The sequence below is a fragment of the Cupriavidus sp. 94F1 genome, from assembly GCF_057798875.1.
Genome location: NZ_JBYOJT010000001.1, coordinates 460660 through 481585 on the forward strand (window position 1 = coordinate 460660; position 20926 = coordinate 481585).

The 20926-nt window shown below is 65.0% G+C and carries 19 protein-coding genes; 10 read left to right on the forward strand and 9 right to left on the reverse strand.

Annotated elements, in window-relative coordinates; translation table 11 throughout:
• Window positions 1-26: 26 nt before the first annotated feature.
• From sdhA to AC3FJ6_RS02105, 4 genes are all read right to left on the reverse strand, one after another.
• Window positions 27-1805 carry a succinate dehydrogenase flavoprotein subunit gene (sdhA, locus tag AC3FJ6_RS02090; protein WP_092594308.1) on the reverse strand — a complete coding sequence of 593 codons (1779 nt, stop codon included), beginning with the start codon at window positions 1803-1805 and terminating at the stop codon, window positions 27-29.
• A gap of 3 nt (window positions 1806-1808) precedes the next feature.
• Window positions 1809-2174: a succinate dehydrogenase, hydrophobic membrane anchor protein gene (gene sdhD, locus AC3FJ6_RS02095; RefSeq protein WP_066733321.1), complete on the reverse strand. Its 366-nt coding sequence runs from the start codon at window positions 2172-2174 to the stop codon at window positions 1809-1811.
• A gap of 10 nt (window positions 2175-2184) precedes the next feature.
• Window positions 2185-2595 carry a succinate dehydrogenase, cytochrome b556 subunit gene (sdhC, locus tag AC3FJ6_RS02100; RefSeq protein WP_153945461.1) on the reverse strand — a complete coding sequence of 137 codons (411 nt, stop codon included), beginning with the start codon at window positions 2593-2595 and terminating at the stop codon, window positions 2185-2187.
• A gap of 372 nt (window positions 2596-2967) precedes the next feature.
• Complete coding sequence (locus AC3FJ6_RS02105; protein WP_153945462.1) at window positions 2968-3813, reverse strand: GntR family transcriptional regulator; 846 nt, start codon at window positions 3811-3813, stop codon at window positions 2968-2970.
• A 413-nt stretch (window positions 3814-4226) separates the two neighbouring features.
• On the opposite strand from AC3FJ6_RS02105, the gene AC3FJ6_RS02110 reads away from it, so the two are divergent.
• From AC3FJ6_RS02110 to AC3FJ6_RS02135, 6 genes are all read left to right on the forward strand, one after another.
• A complete protein-coding gene (locus AC3FJ6_RS02110; protein ID WP_061959458.1) occupies window positions 4227-5210 on the forward strand; it encodes a malate dehydrogenase in 984 nt (327 codons plus the stop codon).
• A gap of 129 nt (window positions 5211-5339) precedes the next feature.
• Window positions 5340-6320 (forward strand): HpcH/HpaI aldolase/citrate lyase family protein, encoded by a 981-nt coding sequence (locus AC3FJ6_RS02115; RefSeq protein ID WP_488770494.1) that lies wholly within the window; start codon window positions 5340-5342, stop codon window positions 6318-6320.
• Window positions 6321-6557: 237 nt separating this feature from the next.
• Window positions 6558-7109 (forward strand): hypothetical protein, encoded by a 552-nt coding sequence (locus AC3FJ6_RS02120; protein WP_092594312.1) that lies wholly within the window; start codon window positions 6558-6560, stop codon window positions 7107-7109.
• A 200-nt stretch (window positions 7110-7309) separates the two neighbouring features.
• A complete protein-coding gene (gene acnA / locus AC3FJ6_RS02125) occupies window positions 7310-10015 on the forward strand; it encodes an aconitate hydratase AcnA (protein WP_488770495.1) in 2706 nt (901 codons plus the stop codon).
• A gap of 252 nt (window positions 10016-10267) precedes the next feature.
• On the forward strand, window positions 10268-10402 hold the full coding sequence (locus AC3FJ6_RS02130; protein WP_400391630.1) for a hypothetical protein: 135 nt from the start codon (window positions 10268-10270) through the stop codon (window positions 10400-10402).
• A gap of 86 nt (window positions 10403-10488) precedes the next feature.
• Window positions 10489-11691, forward strand: coding sequence for a DUF2863 family protein (locus tag AC3FJ6_RS02135; RefSeq protein ID WP_153945464.1), 1203 nt, complete (start codon window positions 10489-10491; stop codon window positions 11689-11691).
• Between the two features lie 46 nt (window positions 11692-11737).
• Here AC3FJ6_RS02135 and trmB read toward each other — a convergent pair whose 3' ends face one another.
• Window positions 11738-12409, reverse strand: a complete 672-nt coding sequence (gene trmB, locus AC3FJ6_RS02140; RefSeq protein WP_488770496.1) for a tRNA (guanine(46)-N(7))-methyltransferase TrmB — start codon at window positions 12407-12409, stop codon at window positions 11738-11740.
• Between the two features lie 124 nt (window positions 12410-12533).
• Between trmB and AC3FJ6_RS02145 the strand changes: the two genes are divergently transcribed.
• Window positions 12534-14120 (forward strand): ABC transporter substrate-binding protein, encoded by a 1587-nt coding sequence (locus AC3FJ6_RS02145; RefSeq protein WP_488770497.1) that lies wholly within the window; start codon window positions 12534-12536, stop codon window positions 14118-14120.
• A 144-nt stretch (window positions 14121-14264) separates the two neighbouring features.
• Here the strand turns inward: AC3FJ6_RS02145 and AC3FJ6_RS02150 are convergent, their stop codons facing one another.
• Together AC3FJ6_RS02150 and AC3FJ6_RS02155 are read right to left on the reverse strand one after the other, a co-directional pair.
• Entirely contained in the window at window positions 14265-15146 is an 882-nt protein-coding gene (locus AC3FJ6_RS02150; protein ID WP_488770498.1) for a class I SAM-dependent methyltransferase, read from the reverse strand.
• A gap of 29 nt (window positions 15147-15175) precedes the next feature.
• Window positions 15176-15949 carry a tetratricopeptide repeat protein gene (locus AC3FJ6_RS02155; RefSeq protein ID WP_488770499.1) on the reverse strand — a complete coding sequence of 258 codons (774 nt, stop codon included), beginning with the start codon at window positions 15947-15949 and terminating at the stop codon, window positions 15176-15178.
• Between the two features lie 147 nt (window positions 15950-16096).
• Here AC3FJ6_RS02155 and AC3FJ6_RS02160 point away from each other — a divergent pair, with 147 nt between their 5' ends.
• The 3 genes from AC3FJ6_RS02160 (at window position 16097) to AC3FJ6_RS02170 (ending at window position 18242) form a co-directional block, all read left to right on the forward strand.
• Window positions 16097-16606 (forward strand): hypothetical protein, encoded by a 510-nt coding sequence (locus tag AC3FJ6_RS02160; RefSeq protein ID WP_488770500.1) that lies wholly within the window; start codon window positions 16097-16099, stop codon window positions 16604-16606.
• A 188-nt stretch (window positions 16607-16794) separates the two neighbouring features.
• A complete protein-coding gene (locus AC3FJ6_RS02165) occupies window positions 16795-17160 on the forward strand; it encodes an ArsR/SmtB family transcription factor (protein WP_153945470.1) in 366 nt (121 codons plus the stop codon).
• Window positions 17157-18242 (forward strand): SRPBCC domain-containing protein, encoded by a 1086-nt coding sequence (locus AC3FJ6_RS02170; RefSeq protein ID WP_488770501.1) that lies wholly within the window; start codon window positions 17157-17159, stop codon window positions 18240-18242. The genes AC3FJ6_RS02165 and AC3FJ6_RS02170 overlap by 4 nt, the downstream gene beginning before the upstream one ends.
• A gap of 12 nt (window positions 18243-18254) precedes the next feature.
• Here AC3FJ6_RS02170 and AC3FJ6_RS02175 read toward each other — a convergent pair whose 3' ends face one another.
• Together AC3FJ6_RS02175 and htpG are read right to left on the reverse strand one after the other, a co-directional pair.
• On the reverse strand, window positions 18255-18749 hold the full coding sequence (locus AC3FJ6_RS02175) for a DNA-deoxyinosine glycosylase (protein WP_488770778.1): 495 nt from the start codon (window positions 18747-18749) through the stop codon (window positions 18255-18257).
• 246 nt (window positions 18750-18995) lie between these two features.
• Window positions 18996-20897 (reverse strand): molecular chaperone HtpG, encoded by a 1902-nt coding sequence (htpG, locus tag AC3FJ6_RS02180; RefSeq protein ID WP_488770502.1) that lies wholly within the window; start codon window positions 20895-20897, stop codon window positions 18996-18998.
• Window positions 20898-20926: the final 29 nt, after the last annotated feature.

The following is a 20926-nucleotide window of genomic DNA, read 5'->3' on the forward strand; positions in this document are numbered from 1 at the left end:
GTCCTGTTTTCTCTACGAGGCGGGTATCAGAACGTACGAGCCTTGGGCGGAACCGATTCCACCGTCAGCGGCTGCATCTTCACCGGCTTGTAGTCGAGGCGGTTGCCTTCGCTGTAGAACAGCGTGTGCTTGAGCCAGTTGTCGTCGTCGCGGTTCGGGAAGTCGCTGTGGGCGTGGGCGCCACGCGATTCCTTGCGGGCCGCGGCCGAGATCATCGTGGCCTTGGCCACTTCCACCAGGTTGGCCACTTCCAGGGCTTCCACCAGCGCGGTGTTGAAGACCTTGGACTTGTCCTTCAGGTGGATGTTGTCGGCACGCTCGGCCACTTCCAGAATGCGCTCGACGCCTTCGTCCATCAGCTTCTGCGTACGGAACACGCCGGCATGCGACTGCATGTTGCGGCGGATGTCGTTGGCCACGTCCTGGGTGTATTCGCCCGAGGTCGTTGCCTGCAGCTTGGCCAGACGGGCCATGGCGCGGTCGGCGGCATCGGCCGGCAGCGGCTTGTGTTCCTTCTGCTTGCTGGCGTTGGCCACGATGTGGTTGCCGGCGGCACGGCCGAACACCACCAGATCGAGCAGCGAGTTGGTACCCAGGCGGTTGGCGCCGTGCACCGACACGCACGAGCATTCGCCGATCGCGTAGAAACCGTTGACCACTTCGTTCGGGTTGCCGTTCTTCGGCACCACGACCTGACCGTGGAAATTCGTCGGAATACCACCCATCTGGTAGTGGATGGTCGGCACGACGGGGATAGGTTCCTTGATCGCGTCGACGTTGGCGAACTTCATGCCGATTTCGCGGATCGACGGCAGGCGCTTCATGATGGTCTCGGCACCGACGTGGGTCAGGTCGAGCAGCACGTAGTCGCCGTTCGGGCCGCAACCACGGCCTTCCTTGATTTCCTGGTCCATCGAGCGCGACACGAAGTCACGCGGCGCCAGATCCTTCAGCGTCGGGGCATAGCGTTCCATGAAACGCTCGCCATCCTTGTTACGCAGGATGCCGCCCTCGCCACGCACGCCTTCCGTGATCAGCACGCCCGCGCCGGCCACGCCGGTCGGGTGGAACTGCCAGAATTCCATGTCTTCCAGCGGGATGCCGGCACGCGCCGCCATGCCCAGGCCATCACCGGTATTGATGAAGGCGTTGGTGGAAGCCGCGTAGATCCGGCCGGCACCGCCGGTCGCGAACAGCGTGGTCTTCGCTTCGAGGATATAGACTTCGCCGGTTTCCATTTCCAGCGCGGTCACGCCCAGCACGTCGCCTTCTTCGTCGCGGATCAGGTCCAGTGCCATCCATTCGACGAAGAAATGCGTCTTGGCGCGCACATTTCGCTGATACAGCGTGTGCAGCAGCGCGTGGCCGGTACGGTCAGCGGCGGCGCAAGCGCGTTGCACCGGCTTCTCGCCGTAGTTGGCGGTGTGGCCGCCGAACGGACGCTGGTAAATCGTGCCATCGGCGTTACGGTCGAACGGCATGCCGAAGTGTTCGAGCTCGTACACGACCTTCGGGGCTTCACGGCACATGAACTCGATGGCGTCCTGGTCACCCAGCCAGTCCGAGCCCTTGATGGTGTCGTAGAAGTGATAGTGCCAGTTGTCCTCGCTCATGTTGCCCAGCGAGGCACCGATACCGCCCTGCGCCGCCACGGTGTGCGAGCGGGTCGGGAAAACCTTCGACAGCACGGCCACGCTCAGGCCGGCTTCCGCGAGCTGGAGGGATGCGCGCATCCCGGCGCCGCCCGCCCCGACGATGACCACGTCAAATTTGCGACGCGGCAATCCAGTCTTGACTGCGACCATTTATTACACCCTCCAGAGAATCTGAGCAGCGTAGCCCGCGCAACCGACGAGCCACAGAATCGTTAGAACTTGCAGCACGAGGCGCACGGCCATCGGCTTCACATAGTCCATCCAGATGTCACGAATGCCGATCCATGCATGGAACAGCAGCGACAGGATGGTCAGGAACGTCAGGAGCTTCATCCATTGGTTGGCGAAGAGACCCGACCAGCCTTCGTAAGAAGGGTTGCCGAAGGCGAGATACACCACGGCGAGCACCACGGTGAAGACCACCATGATGACTGCGGTAACGCGTTGCGCGAGCCAGTCTTTCAGGCCGTAATGCGCACCGACGACAAGACGCTTGGGACCGATATTGTTATTTGCCACGTGACTCTCCTCAGAACAGGCCGAAAAGCTTCAGCCCGAAAACCAGGGTGAGCAGCAGGCTGACCACCAGCACGGCCTTGGCCGACGTGGCCGAGGCGGGCTTCGAGACGCCGACGTGAACGTCTAGCAGCAGGAAGCGGATACCGGCGCAGAAGTGATGCAGGTAACCCCAGATCAGGGCCAGGATCACCAGCTTGACGAAGCCGTTGGACAGCAGGGCCGAGAACCTGGCGAAGCTCAGTTCGGAGGTGACGCTCTGTTCGAACAGGTACAGAATGAAAGGGAGGAGGAGGAACATCAAGCCACCGCTTACGCGATGCAGGATGGATACCTTGCCGGCCCAGGGCAACCGGTAGCGCGAGATTTGCGCGATACCGATGTTCCGGAACTCCGGCCTGGCTTGTTTGGCGGCTTCAGCCATGCGAGACCCCATTTGCGATGAAAAGAAAACTGCAAAAGAACGACACTGCCATTACCCCCGCTTGCATTGGCGCCGCACAGCGGTTACCGTGAATGCACCAGATTGCATCAAGCGTGTGGGTCCGCTGGATGCAAATGGATGCAGGGGAGCAAATCCACGTGATTTTAGCGCCTTTGTTGCGCGCCGCACCAATAATTTTCGCCTATCACGCACCAGCGCGGCGTGCCCGACAATCGCACGCGACAATGTGCGCACCACTCCAGACACGCTTTGTCCGAGCATTGCATTCATGAATGACAATGGTCGGCGCACGTCCCATACACGCGTGACAATAGTCAGCGTGCGGAACAGACTTTCCATGGTCATGGCCCTTCAGCTCAGGTCGTTCTGATAATAGTGGCGCGTCGTGACATAAAGCCCACGGCGAACTTCCACCGGGCGGTCGCCGTAGGTGAACGACACACGTTCCACCGACAGCAGCGGCGAACCGGGTGCCACGGACAACAGCTCGGCAGCCGTGTTATCGGCAGCAACGGCCCGGATCTTTTCCGTGGCGCGAATCATCCGGGTGCCGAACTCGGCCTCGAAGAGCGCGTACATCGGGCCCTTCCACTCGTTGAGCTTCTCGGCCGTGAGGCCCTTGAAGTTGGCGCCGAGCAGCCAGATTTCGTCCAGCACCGTGGCTTCGTTGGAAAAGGTCAGCACGCGGCGGATCTGCACGACGCTGTCGCCGGTGCGAATATCGAGCAGCCGGGCGATTTCGGCCGGGGCGCGCAGCCGCTTGCATTCGAGCACGCGGCTGGCGCCGTAATGGGGTTCACCCTCGTCGGGTACCAGGCGGAGGAAGCGGAACTTGACCACATCCTCGTGATGGGTCGTCACAAACGTGCCCTTGCCCTGGCGGCGCGCCACCAGGTTGTCCGCGGCGAGTTCGTCGATGGCCTTGCGCACCGTGCCCTGGCTGACCTTGTAGCGGGCCGCCAGGTCCATCTCGCTCGGGATCATTTCGCCGGGCTTCCACTCGCCGGTCTGCAGGCTCTGCATGATCAGGGCCTTGATCTGCTGGTAGAGTGGGCTGAACGTTGGGGACGGCGCCGCGGCCGGCGTATTGGCCGATGCGGGCGTGGACGGCTGCGTCCCGGCACCGCTCTGTGGGGCGCCAGATTCCGGCGCACCATTGGCGGCGGCGGCGAGCGGGGACGTAGGCAGGGAAGACATAGCCCGGATTCAACCACAAAAGCGAGAATCGCGTCCAGCGCACTATGAAATGTCTTATGTCTTATATAAGACATATGAATTGACATCAATGAGGGCTCCCCCTACACTCGCGCAGGTCCGCGCCACCGCCTCCGCCAGGTCTCCTCCGGGCTACCTGCCCACCTTTTGAAGCCTTGCGGATGCGGCGCACCACACAGCAGTAGTAGACTTACGCCTTGTCGCCCTCGACGCCTGCCCACGGCCCGCGCGCTCCTCGTCGCGGCCGCACGGCCGGCCGCGGGCTCCCGGCGGACGCCCGCCTGCCCCGTGGCGACACGCGAACCAGCTTCCGGTGATGCGCCGGCCCGCTCCATACCCTGGATGGCCCGTTGCCACCGACCGGTTACCCCCTCTTTTCGTTTGGAGACTTACTCATGGCTAAAGCCCCAATGCGCGTCGCAGTCACCGGCGCCGCTGGCCAGATCGGCTATTCCCTGCTGTTCCGCATCGCCAATGGCGACATGCTCGGCAAAGACCAGCCGGTCATCCTCCAACTGCTCGACCTCCCGCAAGCCCAGGCCGCCGTCAAGGGCGTGGTGATGGAGCTGGAAGACTGCGCGTTCCCGCTGCTGGCCGGCGTGGTCATCACCGACGACCCCAAGGTTGCCTTCAAGGACGCCGACGTCGCCCTGCTGGTGGGTGCCCGTCCGCGTAGCAAGGGCATGGAGCGCAAGGACCTGCTCGAAGCCAACGCCCAGATCTTCACGGTGCAGGGCAAGGCCCTGGACGAAGTGGCCAGCCGTGACGTCAAGGTGCTGGTGGTCGGCAACCCGGCCAACACCAACGCCTACATCGCCATGAAGTCGGCGCCGAACCTGAAGCGCGAGAACTTCACCGCCATGCTGCGCCTGGACCACAACCGCGCCCTGTCGCAAATCGCCGCCAAGACCGGCAAGCCGGTGTCGTCGATCGAGAAGATGTTCGTCTGGGGCAACCACAGCCCGACGATGTACGCCGACTACCGCTACGCCACCGTCGACGGCAAGAGCGTCAAGGACCTGATCAACGATCCGGTGTGGAACAACGACGTGTTCCTGCCGACCGTGGGCAAGCGCGGCGCCGCCATCATCGAGGCCCGTGGCCTGTCGTCGGCTGCCTCGGCCGCCAACGCCGCCATCGACCACGTGCACGACTGGGTGCTGGGCTCGAACGGCAAGGTCGTCACGATGGGCATCCCGTCGAACGGCGAATACGGCATTCCGAAGGACGTCATGTTCGGCTACCCGGTGACCACGGCCAACGGCAAGTACGAAATCGTGCAAGGCCTGGAAATCGACGCCTACAGCCAGGAAAAGATCAACATCACGCTCAAGGAACTGGAAGAAGAGCGTGCCGGCGTGCAGCATCTGCTGGGCTGATCTTCGCCAGAGCCTCCCGCTCATGAAACCGGGGTCCGCATCGATCTGAAAATCGGCGCGGACCCCGGTTTTTCATTTGGGCAGCCGTTTTGTCTTCACAATAACCCACCGCTCCATACGTATATCAACGTGCATCCATCCGAGGTCTTGTTCCAGGGCGAAGCCATTCCGGCGCAACTGCCGGTCTGCGACCACTATGCGGGCAGCGAAAAGCTCATGCGCAAATCGCTTGCCCTGCAGCAGGCGCTTGGCCCCGTGTTCGACATTACGTTCGATTGCGAGGACGGCGCCGCCGTCGGGCTGGAGCGCGAGCACGCCCTGCTCTGCGCGCAGCTGGTCAATAGCGCCGACAACGTACACAACCGCGTGGGCGTGCGCATCCATGACCCGGCGCACCCGGGCTGGCGTGAAGACGTGGATATCCTGGTGGGCGCCGCCGGCGCGCGCCTGGCCTATGTGGTGGTGCCCAAGGTAACCGACGTGGTCGAAGTGGCACGCGTGACCGACCACGTGAACCAGGTGGCCCGCGCGGCCGGCATCGCCCGCCACATCCCGATTCATGTGCTCATTGAGACACATTCCGCACTGGAACAGGCCTTCGACATTGCATCGCTGGTCCAGGTGGAATGCCTGAGCTTCGGGCTGATGGATTTCGTCTCGGCGCACCACGGCGCCATTCCGGGCGACGCGATGCGATCGCCGGGGCAGTTCGAACATCCGCTAATCCGTCGCGCCATGCTGGAGATCTCTGCCGCCTGCCACCGGCATGGCAAGGTGCCGTCGCACAACGTCAGCACCGACGTGCAGCAGCCGGAGCGCGCCGGCAACGACGCGCTGCGTGCCCGCGCCGAATTCGGCTACCTGCGCAAGTGGAGCATTCACCCGGGCCAGATCGAGCCGATCGTGGCCGCGTTCCGGCCCAGCGACCGCGAGATCGGGGCGGCCAGCCAGATCCTGCTGGCCGCGCATGAAAACAACTGGGCACCGATCCGCCACGACGGGCAGCTGCACGACCGCGCCAGCTACCGCTATTACTGGTCGCTGTTGCAGCGGGCCCACGCCACGGGCACGCGGCTACCGCCGCCCGTGAGCGATCTGTTCTTTGATTGAGCGCAACATCACGCGATCACACACGAAAACTGCTCATTTCCGCCTGCAAGTGGCCGATGACAAACCATCCGCGTGCGATTGTGTAACCAATGTCCGACGGGCTTCGCCCCGTCAGACAAATCGTAGAGAATAGCGGCGGAAAGTTGCCGGGGCGCCGCGTGACACTGCGTGGCGCCCCCCGGACTGTTCACCACAACGAGCCCCTTTGACTACCCAAGCAATCCGGAAGGAACCCACATGAAACAACTCGTGCTGGCAGCCTGCATTGGCGCCCTGACCCTGACCACCGGCGCCGCAATGGCCCAGGAACCGGCCAAGAAGCCGGCCGCCACCAAGAAGGCGCCCGCCAAGAAGTCGACGAAGGCCGCTGCCGCCGCACCCGCCGCCGTGCAGCCCACGGGCGAAAAGTGGCAGTGCGAACTGGGCCATGCCATCTGGATCAGCGGCAACATGCAGCGCGATGAAGTGATCACCGTGCATTGGGACGGCCGCAACTACCGCCTGCCGCGCCAGAGCACCGTCACCGGCGCCGATCGCTACTTCGATCAGGCCTCGGGTCTGGATCTGGTCGTGATCCCGAGCAAGGCCATGCTGTTCAACAAGAACCTGGGCCAGCGCCTGGCCGACGAATGCCAGAACGCCGACATGCAGGCCGGCGGCGCGGCCCCGACGCAGGCCGGCGCACTGCGCGCCCCGGTGTCCACGCCGCTGCTGATGGCGCCGGCCCAACCGGCTGCCCAGCCGGCCGACGCCGCCCAGCCTGCTGCACAAGCCGCGCCGAAGCAGTAAAGTCTCACCTTGCCTTACCCCACGCGGCGCCGCTCTGGCGCCGCGCGGGTATCAGCTGCACTGAATCGTTGTAACGGTGCGCGTCCGGGTCCTGCCGGCCGCGCCGCATGCATGGCGGCGGAACCCTTCCGCGCACCGGGGTCTGAAGAATAAGCATCCACAAGCAGAGTCCCGCGTCATCCCTCGATTGGAGTCAGGCAATGCCCCACAATCTCAATAACACCCTCCAGGAATTCAAACTCGCCACGGGCGGCTCGGGTCAGTATTACTCGCTGCCCCAGCTGGGCCGCGCGCTGGGCGTGAAGATCGAGCGTCTGCCGGTCTCCATCCGCCTGGTGCTGGAATCGGTGCTGCGCAACTGCGACGGCAAGAAGGTCACCGAGGAACACGTCAGGCAGCTCGCCAACTGGAAGCCCACCGCCGACCGCGTGGACGAGATCCCGTTCGTGGTGGCGCGCGTGGTGCTGCAGGACTTCACGGGCGTGCCGCTGCTGGCCGACCTGGCCGCCATGCGCAACGTGGCCGAGAAGATGGGCAAGAACCCCAAGAAGATCGAGCCGCTCGTGCCGGTGGACCTGGTGGTCGACCACTCGGTGCAGATCGACCACTTCCGCGAGAAGAAGGCGCTGGACCTGAACATGCAGCTGGAATTCCAGCGCAACAACGAACGCTACCAGTTCATGAAGTGGGGCATGCAGGCGTTCGACACGTTCGGCGTGGTGCAGCCGGGCTTCGGCATCGTCCACCAGGTGAACCTGGAATACCTGGCGCGCGGCGTCCACAACAAGGACGGCGTCTACTATCCGGACACGCTCGTCGGCACGGACTCCCACACCACGATGATCAACGGCATCGGCGTGGTGGGCTGGGGCGTGGGCGGCATCGAGGCCGAAGCCGGCATGCTGGGCCAGCCCGTGTACTTCCTGACACCTGACGTGGTGGGCGTGGAACTGAAGGGCCGCCTGCGCGAAGGCGTGACCGCCACCGACCTGGTGCTGACGATCACCGAGATGCTGCGCCGCGAGAAAGTCGTGGGCAAGTTTGTGGAATTCTTCGGCGAAGGCACGGCCAGCCTGTCGACGCCGGACCGCGCCACCATCGGCAACATGGCCCCCGAATACGGCGCCACGATGGGCTTCTTCCCGGTCGATGAAAAGACCATCGAGTACTTCCGGGGTACGGCCCGCACCGAGGAGGAAATCGCCGCGTTCGAAGGCTACTTCCGCGCACAGGAACTGTTCGGCGTGCCGCGCGCCGGCGACATCGACTACACCAAGACGCTGACGCTGGACCTGGGCACCGTGGCACCGTCGCTGGCCGGCCCGAAGCGTCCGCAGGACCGCATCGAGATTGGTAACGTGAAAAGCACCTTCGCGTCGCTGTTCTCGAAGCCGGTGGCCGAAAACGGCTTCAACAAGGATGCCGCCGAGCTGGGACGCGAATTCGTCAATGCCGACGGCGTCAAGGTCAAGAACGGCGATGTGCTGATCGCGGCCATCACGTCGTGCACGAACACGTCGAACCCGAGCGTGCTGCTGGCCGCCGGCCTGCTGGCCAAGAAGGCCGTGGAAGCCGGCCTGAACGTGGCGCCGCACATCAAGACGTCGCTGGCGCCGGGCAGCCGCGTGGTGACCGAATACCTGACCGCCGCCGGCCTGCTGCCCTACCTGGAAAAGCTGGGCTTCGGCGTGACCGCCTATGGCTGCACCACCTGTATCGGCAACGCGGGCGACCTGACGCCGGCCCTGAACGAGACCATCGTCCAGAACGACATCGTGGCCGCCGCCGTGCTGTCGGGCAACCGCAACTTCGAAGCCCGTATCCACCCGAACATCCGCGCCAACTTCCTGGCCTCGCCGCCGCTGGTGGTGGCTTACGCCATCGCCGGCACGGTCACGCGCGACCTGATGACCGAGCCGGTCGGCAAGGGCCGCGATGGCCGCGACATCTGGCTGGGCGATATCTGGCCGACCTCGGAAGAAATCCACGCGCTGCTGAAGTACGCCATGGACGCCAAGACGTTCAAGGGCAACTACGAGCAGGTGAAGAAGCCGAGCAAGCTCTGGGCGAACATCAAGGGCACCAAGGGCCAGGTGTATGACTGGCCGACCTCGACGTATATCGCCGAACCCCCGTTCTTCCAGGACTTCACGCTGGAACCGGGCAACGAGGCCGTGACGATCCGTGGTGCCCGCGCACTGGGCGTTTTTGGCGATTCGGTGACGACCGACCATATCTCGCCGGCCGGCTCGATCAAGGACACGTCGCCGGCGGGCAAGTACCTGCTGTCGCACGGCGTGCTCAAGGCCGACTTCAACAGCTACGGTTCGCGCCGCGGCAACCATGAGGTGATGATGCGTGGCACGTTCGCCAACGTGCGCATCAAGAACCTGATGATCCCGCCGAAGGCCGACGGGTCGCGCGTGGAAGGCGGCATCACGCTGCACCAGCCGACCGGCGACGAGATGTCGATCTACGACGCCGCGATGAAGTACATCGCCGAAGGCACGCCCACCGTGGTGTTCGGCGGCGAGGAATACGGCACCGGCTCGTCGCGGGACTGGGCGGCCAAGGGCACCCAGCTGCTGGGCGTGAAGGCCGTGATCGCGCGCAGCTTCGAGCGGATCCACCGGTCGAACCTGGTCGGCATGGGCGTGCTGCCGCTGCAGTTCAAGGGCAGCGACAGCGTGCAGTCGCTGGGCATCATCGGCAACGAGACCTTCGACGTGGAAGGCATCGAGGGCGAACTGAAGCCGCAGCAGGATGTGGTGCTGGTGATCCACCGCGCCAACGGCGACACCCAGCGCGTGCCGGTACTGCTGCGCATCGATACGCCGATCGAAGTCGACTACTACAACCACGGCGGCATCCTGCCGTTTGTGCTGCGTCAACTGCTGGTGGCGTAACCTGCGCTGCCGGCTCCGCCGGCGGCCCGAACCGCCGCTTCCGCTCACGCGGGGCGGCGGTTTTTTGTTGTACGGCAGCCCGGGGATGTCGCCCGGGGAAGTCGCGGGTGATGGGGCAATGGGGCCGGCAAGAGGGCGGGTGGCTTTCGGGTAATCCCCACCCCGGCGCGTAAGTTCCGCGCAAGCCTGCGCTGCCAGACTGGTCGGCATGCCTTGCGGCGAAACTGATACCTACAGACTCGGAGACAACAGATGGCCAAGATCCTGATCGCATTCGTCGTCATTGCCGGCGCGGCCCTGTACCTGCTGACCAAGGGCGGCGGCGACGTGTCGATGGGCGGCGAATCGCACAGCACCGAATCGCACGCGCCGGCCGCGCAGAAGTAAGCGGCCAAACAAGGGTTCGCGACAACTGCGGCTGTCAACGCAGCGGGTAGAATACCGTTTTACGAAAAAACGGACGCTTTCTATCTATGGCAGGTTTTCGCCCCAAGTCTTCTACCCGACTCTCGCCCGACGCCGAGCGACTGGTGGCCGATGCACTGGCCCTGGACGCCTCGGGCAGCCGCATGGAGGACGGATACTGGGAGCGGCGGCTGTCCCAGCGGCTCTATCGCCTGCTGAAGAACGGCAGCCAGACCGCCCTCGACGCGGCGCTCGAACACCTGTTCAAGCACAATGCCGACGCGTCCGACGTGCTGGCCGAACAGGCCGAGACGCTGGCCGAATCGGCAACGATCGAGATCGACGGCGTCAAGCATGACGCCCTGCTGATTGCCGCCCCGATCCTGGCCCATACCCGCTACGCCATCCCGTCCGGCGCGCTGAAGCCCGAACTGGCGCAGACGCTGGCGGTACACCTGCAGGCCCACGTGCTGGCCACCAGTACCAAGGTGGCCCTGTCGCCCTACCTCTACAGCATCGACCAGCTGCCGCGCAGCCATAGCGACACGTTCGCGCTGACGCACAAGCTGGCGTCGGCCGCGCTGGCCGGATCGATGCCCAAGGTGGACCTGAAGGACCTGCCCGAGACCGCCCCGATCCTGGCCGATCCGCGCTACCTGCTGGCCGTGGTGGTGGCACCGCACGAAGGCGCGCTGTTCCGCTGGCAGGAAGACGCCAAGGAGCACCACGCCGAGCGTTCGGTCTGCCTGGAGCAATGGCGCAACCAGGTGCAGCCGACCGTGGCCGTGCTGCTGCCGGGCTGCGAGTTCGAACTGCTGCTGCCCGACGCCTTCTTCCTGTCGTGCCGGGAATCGGACAAGAGCATCCGTCCGCTGACCGTGCGCGCGGCCGTCAACTACCTGTGCGGCACGCTCGACATTCCGGCCGGCCAGCTGGCCGCCGTGGTGGCCGGCTTTGGCGAGGAAGTGGTCGAGGAATACCGCGTGGGCTTCACGATGCGCGGCGAGAAGGACGTGATCTACGGCATTGTCTGGCCGGTGTACGGCCGGGAATCCGGCGAGATCGACGCCGAGGAGAAAGGCAACCCGGTCGAGCAGATCTGCGAGGAATTGCGCAACGCCGGCGTCGAGGACATCTTCCGCCACGCCGCGCTGTTCGATCCGGAATACTGCGAGGATTGCGGTACGCCGCTCTATGCGGACCGTTCCGGCGAGATCGTCCACGCCGAACTGCCCGAGGATGCCCCGACCCAGCAGCCGCTGTTCCACTAAGGCATCGCACTTCCATGAAAAGACCCGCCCGTCACGGCGGGTTTTTTCATGCCAGCCGCACGCTGGTGCAGCGCCAGAGCCCATGCCCTGACGCGCCATACTTGCGCTCGAACGGGGTCATCGGGGTTTCCGGCTGCCAGGGTTCGGTCTGGGCCGGGCGTCCAACCAGCGTCAGCGCCGCCGCGAATTCGTCGATATAGATCTTCCAGTTGCTGCGGCACTCCAGGTAGTCGCCGCAGGCGGCCAGCGCGGGAAACACCGCGTGCCCCTGCCAGCGCCGGCCCAGGTGGCCAATCTTCGGCCACGGGTTCGGATACAGCACATAGTGCCGCACCACATGCACCCCGCCCTGCTGCAGCAGGCGCCAGAAATCGACCAGATCGGCACGCGCCCAGTGATAATTCACCGGCATCTCGGCATCCCACCAGTCCTTGCCCGCGGTTAATCGCTTTTCCGACTGATCGATGCCGATCACGTAGTGGTCGGGAAACGCCGTGGCCAGCCGCAGCGTGCTCTCGCCGATGCCGCAGCCGGCATCGATGATCAGCGGCTTGCCGCCGGCATGCTGCCAGGCTTTCATGGCCGCATCAAACGCCTGTTGGCTCGGTGCGCCGATGGGCTTGCGGAACGGCTCGGCCAGATGACGCTGGACGCGCGCCGCCAGATGCTCGTGAATATCGGTCTGCGCCGACGAAATGGTGCGGGAATTGGCAAACATGGGCGCGATTGTACCGGGCGCCCTGCCCCGCCCGGCATCCGCGCCGCACCCATCGCGGAGGTGCCGGACGTGGAAGTACATTTGACGGCACAATAGCGGCCAACACCGTACGAGGAGCCCACTCATGATCCGCCGCACGCTGCTGCAAGCATCCCTTTCGATGGCGCTGGGCGCCCCCGCGCTGACGCTGATCCCGGTCCACGCCGCCCACGCGGAAGACCTGCGCATCGGCCTGGCCGCCGACGTCACGTCGATGGACCCCCACTGGAACAACGCGGGCCCCAACAACGCCATCGCGCTCCATATCTTCGAGTCGCTGGTGTTCATGGACAAGAACGCCCGCTACATTCCCGGCCTGGCGTTGTCCTGGAAGCCGGTCAACGCCATCACCTGGGAGATCAAGCTGCGTCCCAACGTGAAGTGGCACGACGGTTCGCCGTTCACGAGCGAAGACGTCAAGGCGTCGCTGGAACGCCCCGAGAAGCTGACCAACGCCCCGGGCTCGTTCACCAGCTACACCAAGCCGATCGCCCGCATCGACACGCCCGACGCGCTGACGGTGCGCCTGACGATGAATGTGCCGAATTACGCCAATCTGGCCAACGATCTGAACAGCGTGCCGATCATGCCGAAGAAGATGGCGGCGGACCTGAGCCAGGGCGATTTCGACTCGGGCAAGGCCATGATTGGCACCGGGCCGTACAAGTTCGTGCGCTTCGCGCGAGGCCAGGAAATCGTGATGCAGCGCAACCCCGACTACTGGGGCCCGAAGCCGGAATTCGACCGCGCCATCTTCCGCATCCTGACCGATAACGGCGCGCGCACCGCCGCGCTGCTGGCGGGCGATGTCGATGTCATCGAGAGCATTCCGGCCGCGGACGTCGCCAAACTTAAGCAAAATCCGAAGTTCAAGATCGAGCAGACCACGTCGTGGCGCACCATCTTCTGGCAGATGGACCAGTCGCGCGACAACCCGCCGTTCGTCACCGACAAGGCCGGCAAGCCGCTGGGCAAGAACCCGTTCAAGGATGTCCGTGTGCGCGCCGCGATCAGCAAGGCGCTGAACCGCGATGCCATCGTCAGCCGCATCATGGAAGGCCTGGCGGTGCCGGCGTCGTCGATCGTCTCGCCGCAGATCTTCGGCCATCCGGGCACCAAGCCCGACGCCTATGACGTGGAAGGCGCGAAGAAGCTGCTGGCCCAGGCCGGCTATCCGGACGGCTTCGCGCTGACGCTGCACGCCACCAACAATCGCTACCTGAACGACGCCCAGGTGGCGCAGGCCACCGCCGGCATGCTGACGCGCATCGGCATCCAGACCAAGGTCGAAACGCTGCCCGTGGCCGCCTACTTCACGCGCGCCCGCCAGGGGGATTTCGCGTTCGAGATGCTGGGCTGGGGCTCGGCCGCCGCCGACGTCGCGCTACGCTCGATCACCGGCACGCCAAACCCGAAGACCGGCTATGGCACGTGGAACTGGGGCAAGTACAGCAATCCGAAGCTGGATCAGCTGATCGAGAAATCGCTGACCACGGTGTCTAGCGACAAGGACCGCGAGCAGAACGCCCGCACGGCCGCGAAGTTCGCGCTGGAAGACCACGCCATCATCCCGTCGCACAGCCAGCTCGCGATGTGGGCCATGCGCAAGGGCCTGAAGTACGAGGCGCGCACCGACGAATGGTCGCTGGCCCAGTTCTTCCACAAGGAGTGAGAGACTCGACTGCTGACTGTTTGCTCCCCTCTCCCGCCTGGCGGGAGAGGGGCTGGGGGAGAGGGCGTTGAGGGTCACGTTGCGACGTGTCGTAGATTGAACGCCCTCTCCCCCCAACCCAAGGTGGGAGAGCGCAGCCTTCCCTCAGATCACCAGCCGTTCTTCCTGCCGTGCGTTCGCCACGCGCAGTTTCCTGACCCAATCCCGGGCCGGCAGGCCGGTCGAAGCCTCGACCACATCGGCCCTGGCTTCCAGCGTTTGCCACGACACATCGATCGCCGGGCCGTTGAACGCCAGCGCGATGATGTTGCCATCGTGCACCTCCGGAAACACCAGCACGCGATTGTCGAAGGCGTCGCAAATCCGCTCGATGTTCTTCGGGAAGCTGTCGTGGTCGCCGAACAGGTTGATGGTCATCACGCCGGGCGCCTTCAGCACACGGCGGCAGGCGCGGTAGAACGCCGTGGTGTCCAGCACCGGCCCACGTGCCGTGGCATCGTACAGGTCCACCTGCAGCGCATCGATGGCGGCGGTATTGGCACCATCCATCACGTAATCCCAGGCGTCCTGCTCGCGCACTGTCAGTCGGGCGTCGTCCTCGCGCAGGCCGAACATGCTGCGGCCTGCCACGATCACGGCCGGGTTCAGTTCGACAGCCGTCACCTTTGCCTTGGCGAAATGGCGATGGCAGAACTTGGTCAGCGCGGCCGCGCCCAGGCCCAGCTGCGCCACATGGAAATCGGCCGACGACGGCGACTGGAACAGCAGCCAGGCCATCATTTGCTGCGCGTATTCCAGTTCGATGGCTTCGGGCTTGCGCAGGCGCATGGCGCCCTGCACCCACTCTGTACCGAAATGCAGGTAGCGCACGCCATCCATCTCGGAAAACGTCACCGGCGCAAAGCGCGGCGTCATGCGCTTTTCTTCGGCGTCCTTGGAAAGGTTCTTGCGCGAGGACTCACGGTTGCCGCGTGCGGGGCGGCGCGAGGCCACCGCCTCGATCGATTTGCGTTTCAGAAGCGTCATGGAAGAAAAAAGTGCGCCCAGGGCGCGGATCATTGGCCCAGCGCGGCTTGCGCGCGCTGCAGCCATTCGCGATTGTGTTCGCGGGCATGACGCGGCCAGTGGCGCGCGTCATGAACGATTTCGGAATACAGCGACTTCGCGCGCTCGCGGTCGGCCGCTTCGGGCTGCTTCGCCAGCCAGTCGGCGAACAGGCAGCGCGCGGCCACGTCGCTGGCATTGGTCAGCGCCCGCTCGAAGGCGTCGCGCGTGCCGGGTGCACCCTGTGCGGCCAGTGCGCGGGCGTAGAGCAGCGAAGGATCGGCTTGTTCGCGCGCACGGGGATTGCCCGCGAACAGCTTTTCCAGCGTGACCTGGGCCTCGGCATGACGGCCCGTAGCCAGTTGCGCGCGGGCCAGCCCTTCCAGCAGCGCCGGGTCGGAGGCAAACGGGCCATTGGCCGCCGCTTCGTAGTGCTCCAGCGCCTCGGCCGGATGGCCTGCATCAAGCAGGGCAGCCCCCAGGCGCATGCGATGGTCGACAGTCGGCGCGCGGTCGAACGCCTGGCGCGCCTCGCGCACGGCGCGGCCCGGGTCGACGATCTGGCCGATGGCGCGCTTGGCCACCTGCGCACCGCGGGTCTGGCGCAGGCCCGGCAGGTAGATCGCAAAGAAATAGACCACGCTGCCGAGCCCCGGGAAGAGGAACAGCAACAGCAGCCAGTACATGTTCTGGTGGGTGCGGACGGCATGCACGGCAAAGAAGATCGCCACGATGACATGCAGGCCGATGCCGCCAATACCGCCGAAACCGAGCGAAGACAACATGGGAATCCAGTAAGGTGCGGGGGCGTCCGATACGCCGGACAGCCGCGATTGTGACAGATGCCGATCAGACCGCGCCCGCATCGCTAAAGTTTTCACGATGGATGGCCGAAGAAGGATGTGGGCTCTCTCTTCGATCGGACTCCAACAATGACAACCATCAGCAGCGTTACCCCTCAGGTCATGGTGGCCAGTGACGCGACGGGCACCAACACCCGCCGCTTCACGCAACCCACCGAAGACACCGCCGCGCAGACCGGCGACGGCCAGGCCACCGGCGCCTCACAGGGCGCTTCGGCTTCGGGCTCCGCCTCATCATCCAACGCCGGCGGCCGTATCGCAGGCCCGGCTGGCGCGGGCAAGCCCGGCGGCGCAGCCGACGCGCAAAGCAGCAGCGACGACAGCGAATCGGCCGTGATCAAGGCCCTGAAGCAGCAAATCGAAGCGCTGCAGAAGCAACTGGCCGCCCAGATGGCCCAAATTCAGGCCGCCCAGGCCGCCCCGACCGACGACCAGACCAAGGCCACCACGGTGGCCACGCTGCAAGCCGGCGCGACGGCCACCCAGGCCGCACTGTCCGAAGCCATGGCCAAGCTGACGGAGGCCTACAAGCAAGCCACGGGCACCAGCACCGGCAACAACGTCAATACGACGGCCTGAACGGCCGCATCTTTTCTCTCTTCGAGAGGCCCGGCGTTCCGGCCGGAGCAGGTTTTCCGGCCGGACGCTTTTCCCTCCCCCTCCCCCACTCCCTCGCCGTTCCGGCTATCCGCCGCACGGCCGCTTTCCCGGCGAACCGAGTTGTAACACCGCTTGATCTTCATTTAACCAATGCGTTAAATGACCGCATGCCCAATGTTACCGATCCACTTTCGTCCGTGTTTGCCGCGCTGGCCGATCCCACGCGGCGCGCGATTCTGGCGCGGCTGGCGCAAGGCGAGGCGCCGGTCAGCGAACTGGCGCGGCCGTTCGACATGTCGGCGCCGGCCATTTCCCGGCATCTGCGCGTGCTGGCCGATGCCGGGCTGATCGAGCGTGAGGTCAATGCGCGCTGGCGCATCTGCCATTTGCGGCCGGGCGCGCTGCGCGATGCACACGGCTGGCTGGAGACCTACCGGCGGCACTGGGAAGACAACCTCGACAGGCTGGTGGCTTTTGTCGAGCAGGCGCAATCCGACACCGATGTCACATCGAAGCAGGGGAACAAGTCATGAGCGAAGCCGCGACCTTTCATCTGGAAATGACCCGTCAGATCCGCGCCCCGCGCGAGCGCGTGTTCGATGCCTTCACCGACCAGGCCGCGCTGGCCACCTGGCATTGCCCGCGCGGCATGACCGTGCTCGAAGCGCGTGCCGATGCCCGGGTAGGCGGGGCATACCGGCTGGTGATCGGCGCCCGGGACGGCGAGCAGCACATCGTCAACGGCCAGTACCAGACGCTCGACCGGGCCAACTTCCTGGCGTACACGTGGGAATGGGAAGGCGGCGCCGAACTGCCGGCCGGCATGCGCACGCTGATCGAGGTGACGCTGACCGACAGGGACGGCGGCACCCACATGCATATGCGGCACAGCGGCTTCCCCGATACGGCGATGCGCGATGCCCATGTCAGCGGCTGGCAGTCGGTGTTCAACAACCTCGTCGATTACCTGGACCCGGAGGGCAGCGCCGGCACGCTGACCGTCTACGGCGACGCCCGCAGCACCTATGTGCGCACCGTGCGCCTGGCGCTGGAAGAAAAGGGGCTGCGTTACAAGCTGGACCCGATCACCCCGCGCGACGAGGCGTTGCTGGCCCATAACCCGTTCGGCCGCATTCCGGCTTTCGCCGACGGCCCGATTGAGTTCTACGAAACCCGGGCCATCCTGAGCTATATCAACGACGTCTTCGGCGGCACCAACCTGATCCCGCAGACCGGCCCCACCGCCCGCGCACGCTGCGAGCAATGGATCAGCCTGATCAACTGCCACGCCTACGACACGATGGTGCGCCGCTACGTGCTGCAGTACGTGTTTCCAAAGGGTGAAAACGGCCAGCCCGACCGCCAGACCATCGACGCCGCCGTGCCGGAAATGGCCAAACAGCTAGATGCACTGGAACAGGCGTACGGTGGCCGGGATTTCCTGGTCGGCAATGCGCTGTCGATGGCCGACCTGTTCTTCGCGCCGATCGTCGAGTATCTGGGGATGTTCCCGGAAAGCCAGGCGCTGCTGGAGACGCGACCGAATATCCGGCGCGGCCATGCCGTCATGCGTGCGCGGCCCAGCTATGCGGCGACGCAGCCAAAGTTTGAATAACAGCGTGGCGCACTAGGCCAGCCACTCGCGCAGCGCCTGCCACGCAATCAGCTTCTGTGCATACGCCAGCGTGTAGGCGGGGCTGCTGGATGGCAGTTTTACGATGGCGTGCGGGTCGCCATGTCCGGCCAGCGCCTTTTCGCCGATCTTTGCGGCGGTGCCGCCGTTGAAGGCAATCGCCCGCAGATTGGGCAGGGTGGCGATCAGGCCGATCAGGTCGTTGCCCTGGTGATCGCGGATGCTGCTGTCGAGGCTACCTTCGCGGCGCGCCTCTGCCACCACGTCCCACAGGCCCACGCGGTGCTGGCGTAGCCTGGCCAGCCGGCTGTCGTAGTCCAGGCTGACCAGCTCCACGTCCAGCACGTCGCCCATCAGGTGCCAGAAACGGTTCTGCTTGTGGGCGTAGTACTGCGATTGAGCCAGGGACACTTCGCCCGGCAGGCTGCCGAGCACCAGCACGCGGGTGTGCGGGTCGACAACCGGAGGGAAGCAGCGTTTGGTGGTCATCATTCAGCGTGGTGAGACATGGAGCGGCCCGCCCTCTCCCCCGCCCCTCTCCCGCTCGCGGGAGAGGGGAGCAAACCACCGCGAGCACATGAGGATGCCTTTGGTGTGCTCCCCTCTCCCGCCTGCGGGAGAGGGGCGCAAACCACCACGAGCACTTGAGGATGCCTTCGGTGTGCTCCCCTCTCCCGCCTGCGGGAGAGGGGCCGGGGGAGACGGCCAGCGCGTCAAACCACGACAGCGCAGGGATCAGGCCAGCAGGCGGTTCACCCGCTGCACATAGGCCGCCGCGTCGTCGAGCATGCCGCCCTCGGCCAGCAGGGCCTGGTCGAACAGCACGAACACGCGGTCGGTGAAGCCTTCGCCTTCGGGCAGGTCGCGCAGCTTCTTCACCAGCGCGTGCTCGGGGTTCAGTTCCAGGATCGGTTGCGCATCGGGCGCCTTCTGGCCCGCCTGCTTCAGCAGGCGTTGCAGATAGCCGCTCATGTCGCCCTCGTCGGACACCAGGCACGACGCCGAATCGGTCAGGCGCAGCGTCACGCGCACGTCCTTGGCCTTGCCTTCCAGCACGGCCTTCGCGCGTTCCACCACGTCCTTCCATTCGGTGGCCGCCTTTTCCTGCTCGGCCTTCTCGGCCTCGTCGGCCAGCGCGCCCAGGTCCAGGTCGCCGCGGGCCACGGACACCAGTTCCTTGCCGTCGAATTCGTGCAGGTACGACAGCATCCATTCGTCCACGCGCTCGGTCAGCAGCACGACCTCGATGCCCTTCTTGCGGAACACCTCAAGATGCGGGCTCGACTTGGCCGCGGCCCACGTATCGGCCGTGACGTAGTAGATCTTGTCCTGACCTTCCTTCATGCGGCCCACGTAGTCACCTAGCGACACCGACTGCTCGGCCGTGCCGTTGTGGGTCGTGGCAAAGCGCAGCAGGCGGGCGATGCGCTCGGCGTTGGCGTGGTCCTCGCCCATGCCCTCCTTGAGCACCTGGCCGAACTGTTCCCAGAACGTCTTGTACTTGGCGCGATCGGCTTCGTCCTCGCTGTCGGCCAGCGCCTCCAGCATCGACAGCACGCGCTTGGTGCAGCCTTCGCGGATGGCCTTCACGTCGCGGCTTTCCTGCAGCAGTTCGCGCGACACGTTCAGCGGCAGGTCGGCCGAATCCACCACACCCTTGACCCAGCGCAAGTACGACGGCAGCAGCTGGTCGGCGTCGTCCATGATGAACACGCGCTTCACATACAGCTTCAGGCCGGCCTTGCGATTGCGGTCCCACAGGTCGAACGGCGCGCGGGCCGGGATGTACAGCAACTGGGTGTACTCGCTGCGGCCTTCCACGCGGTTGTGCGTCCAGGCCAGCGGCGCCTCGTGATCGTGCGCAATGTGCTGGTAGAACGCCTGGTACTGTTCGTCGGAAATATCGGACTTGTTGCGGGTCCAGAGCGCGCTGGCCTGGTTCACGCTTTCCCACTCGCCCGTGGGCTTCTGCTGCTGGGCCTCGGCATCCCACTGTTCCTTGGGCATGCGGATCGGCAGCGAGATGTGGTCCGAATATTTGCGGATGATGTGTTGCAGGCGGTACGACGACAGGAAATCGTCCTCGCCTTCGCGCAGATGCAGCGTGATCGTGGTACCGCGCTCGGCGCGGTCGATCGCATCGATCGTAAATTCGCCATCGCCGGCGCTTTCCCAGCGCACGGCTTCGTTGCCAGCCAGGCCGGCGCGGCGCGTTTCCACGGTGACCTTGTCCGCGACGATAAAGGCCGAGTAGAAGCCCACGCCGAACTGGCCGATCAGCGCGGCGTCCTTCTGCTGGTCGCCCGACAGTTGCTGGAAGAATTCCTTGGTGCCCGAACGGGCGATGGTGCCCAGGTTGCGGATCGCCTCGTCACGGCTCATGCCGATGCCGTTGTCGGTGATCTTCAGCGTGCGGGCGGCCGGGTCGGCTTCGATGCGGATCGCCAGGTCGGCGTCGTTTTCCAGCAGGGCCGGATTCGCAATCGCCTCGAAGCGCAGCTTGTCGGTGGCGTCCGAAGCATTCGATATCAGCTCGCGCAGGAAGATTTCCTTGTTGCTGTACAGCGAGTGGATCATCAGGTGCAGCAACTGCTTCACTTCCGCCTGGAAGCTCATCGTCTCGTGCGGTGCGGTCATGGTTCTCCTCTTGAAAACGGATCTATGCG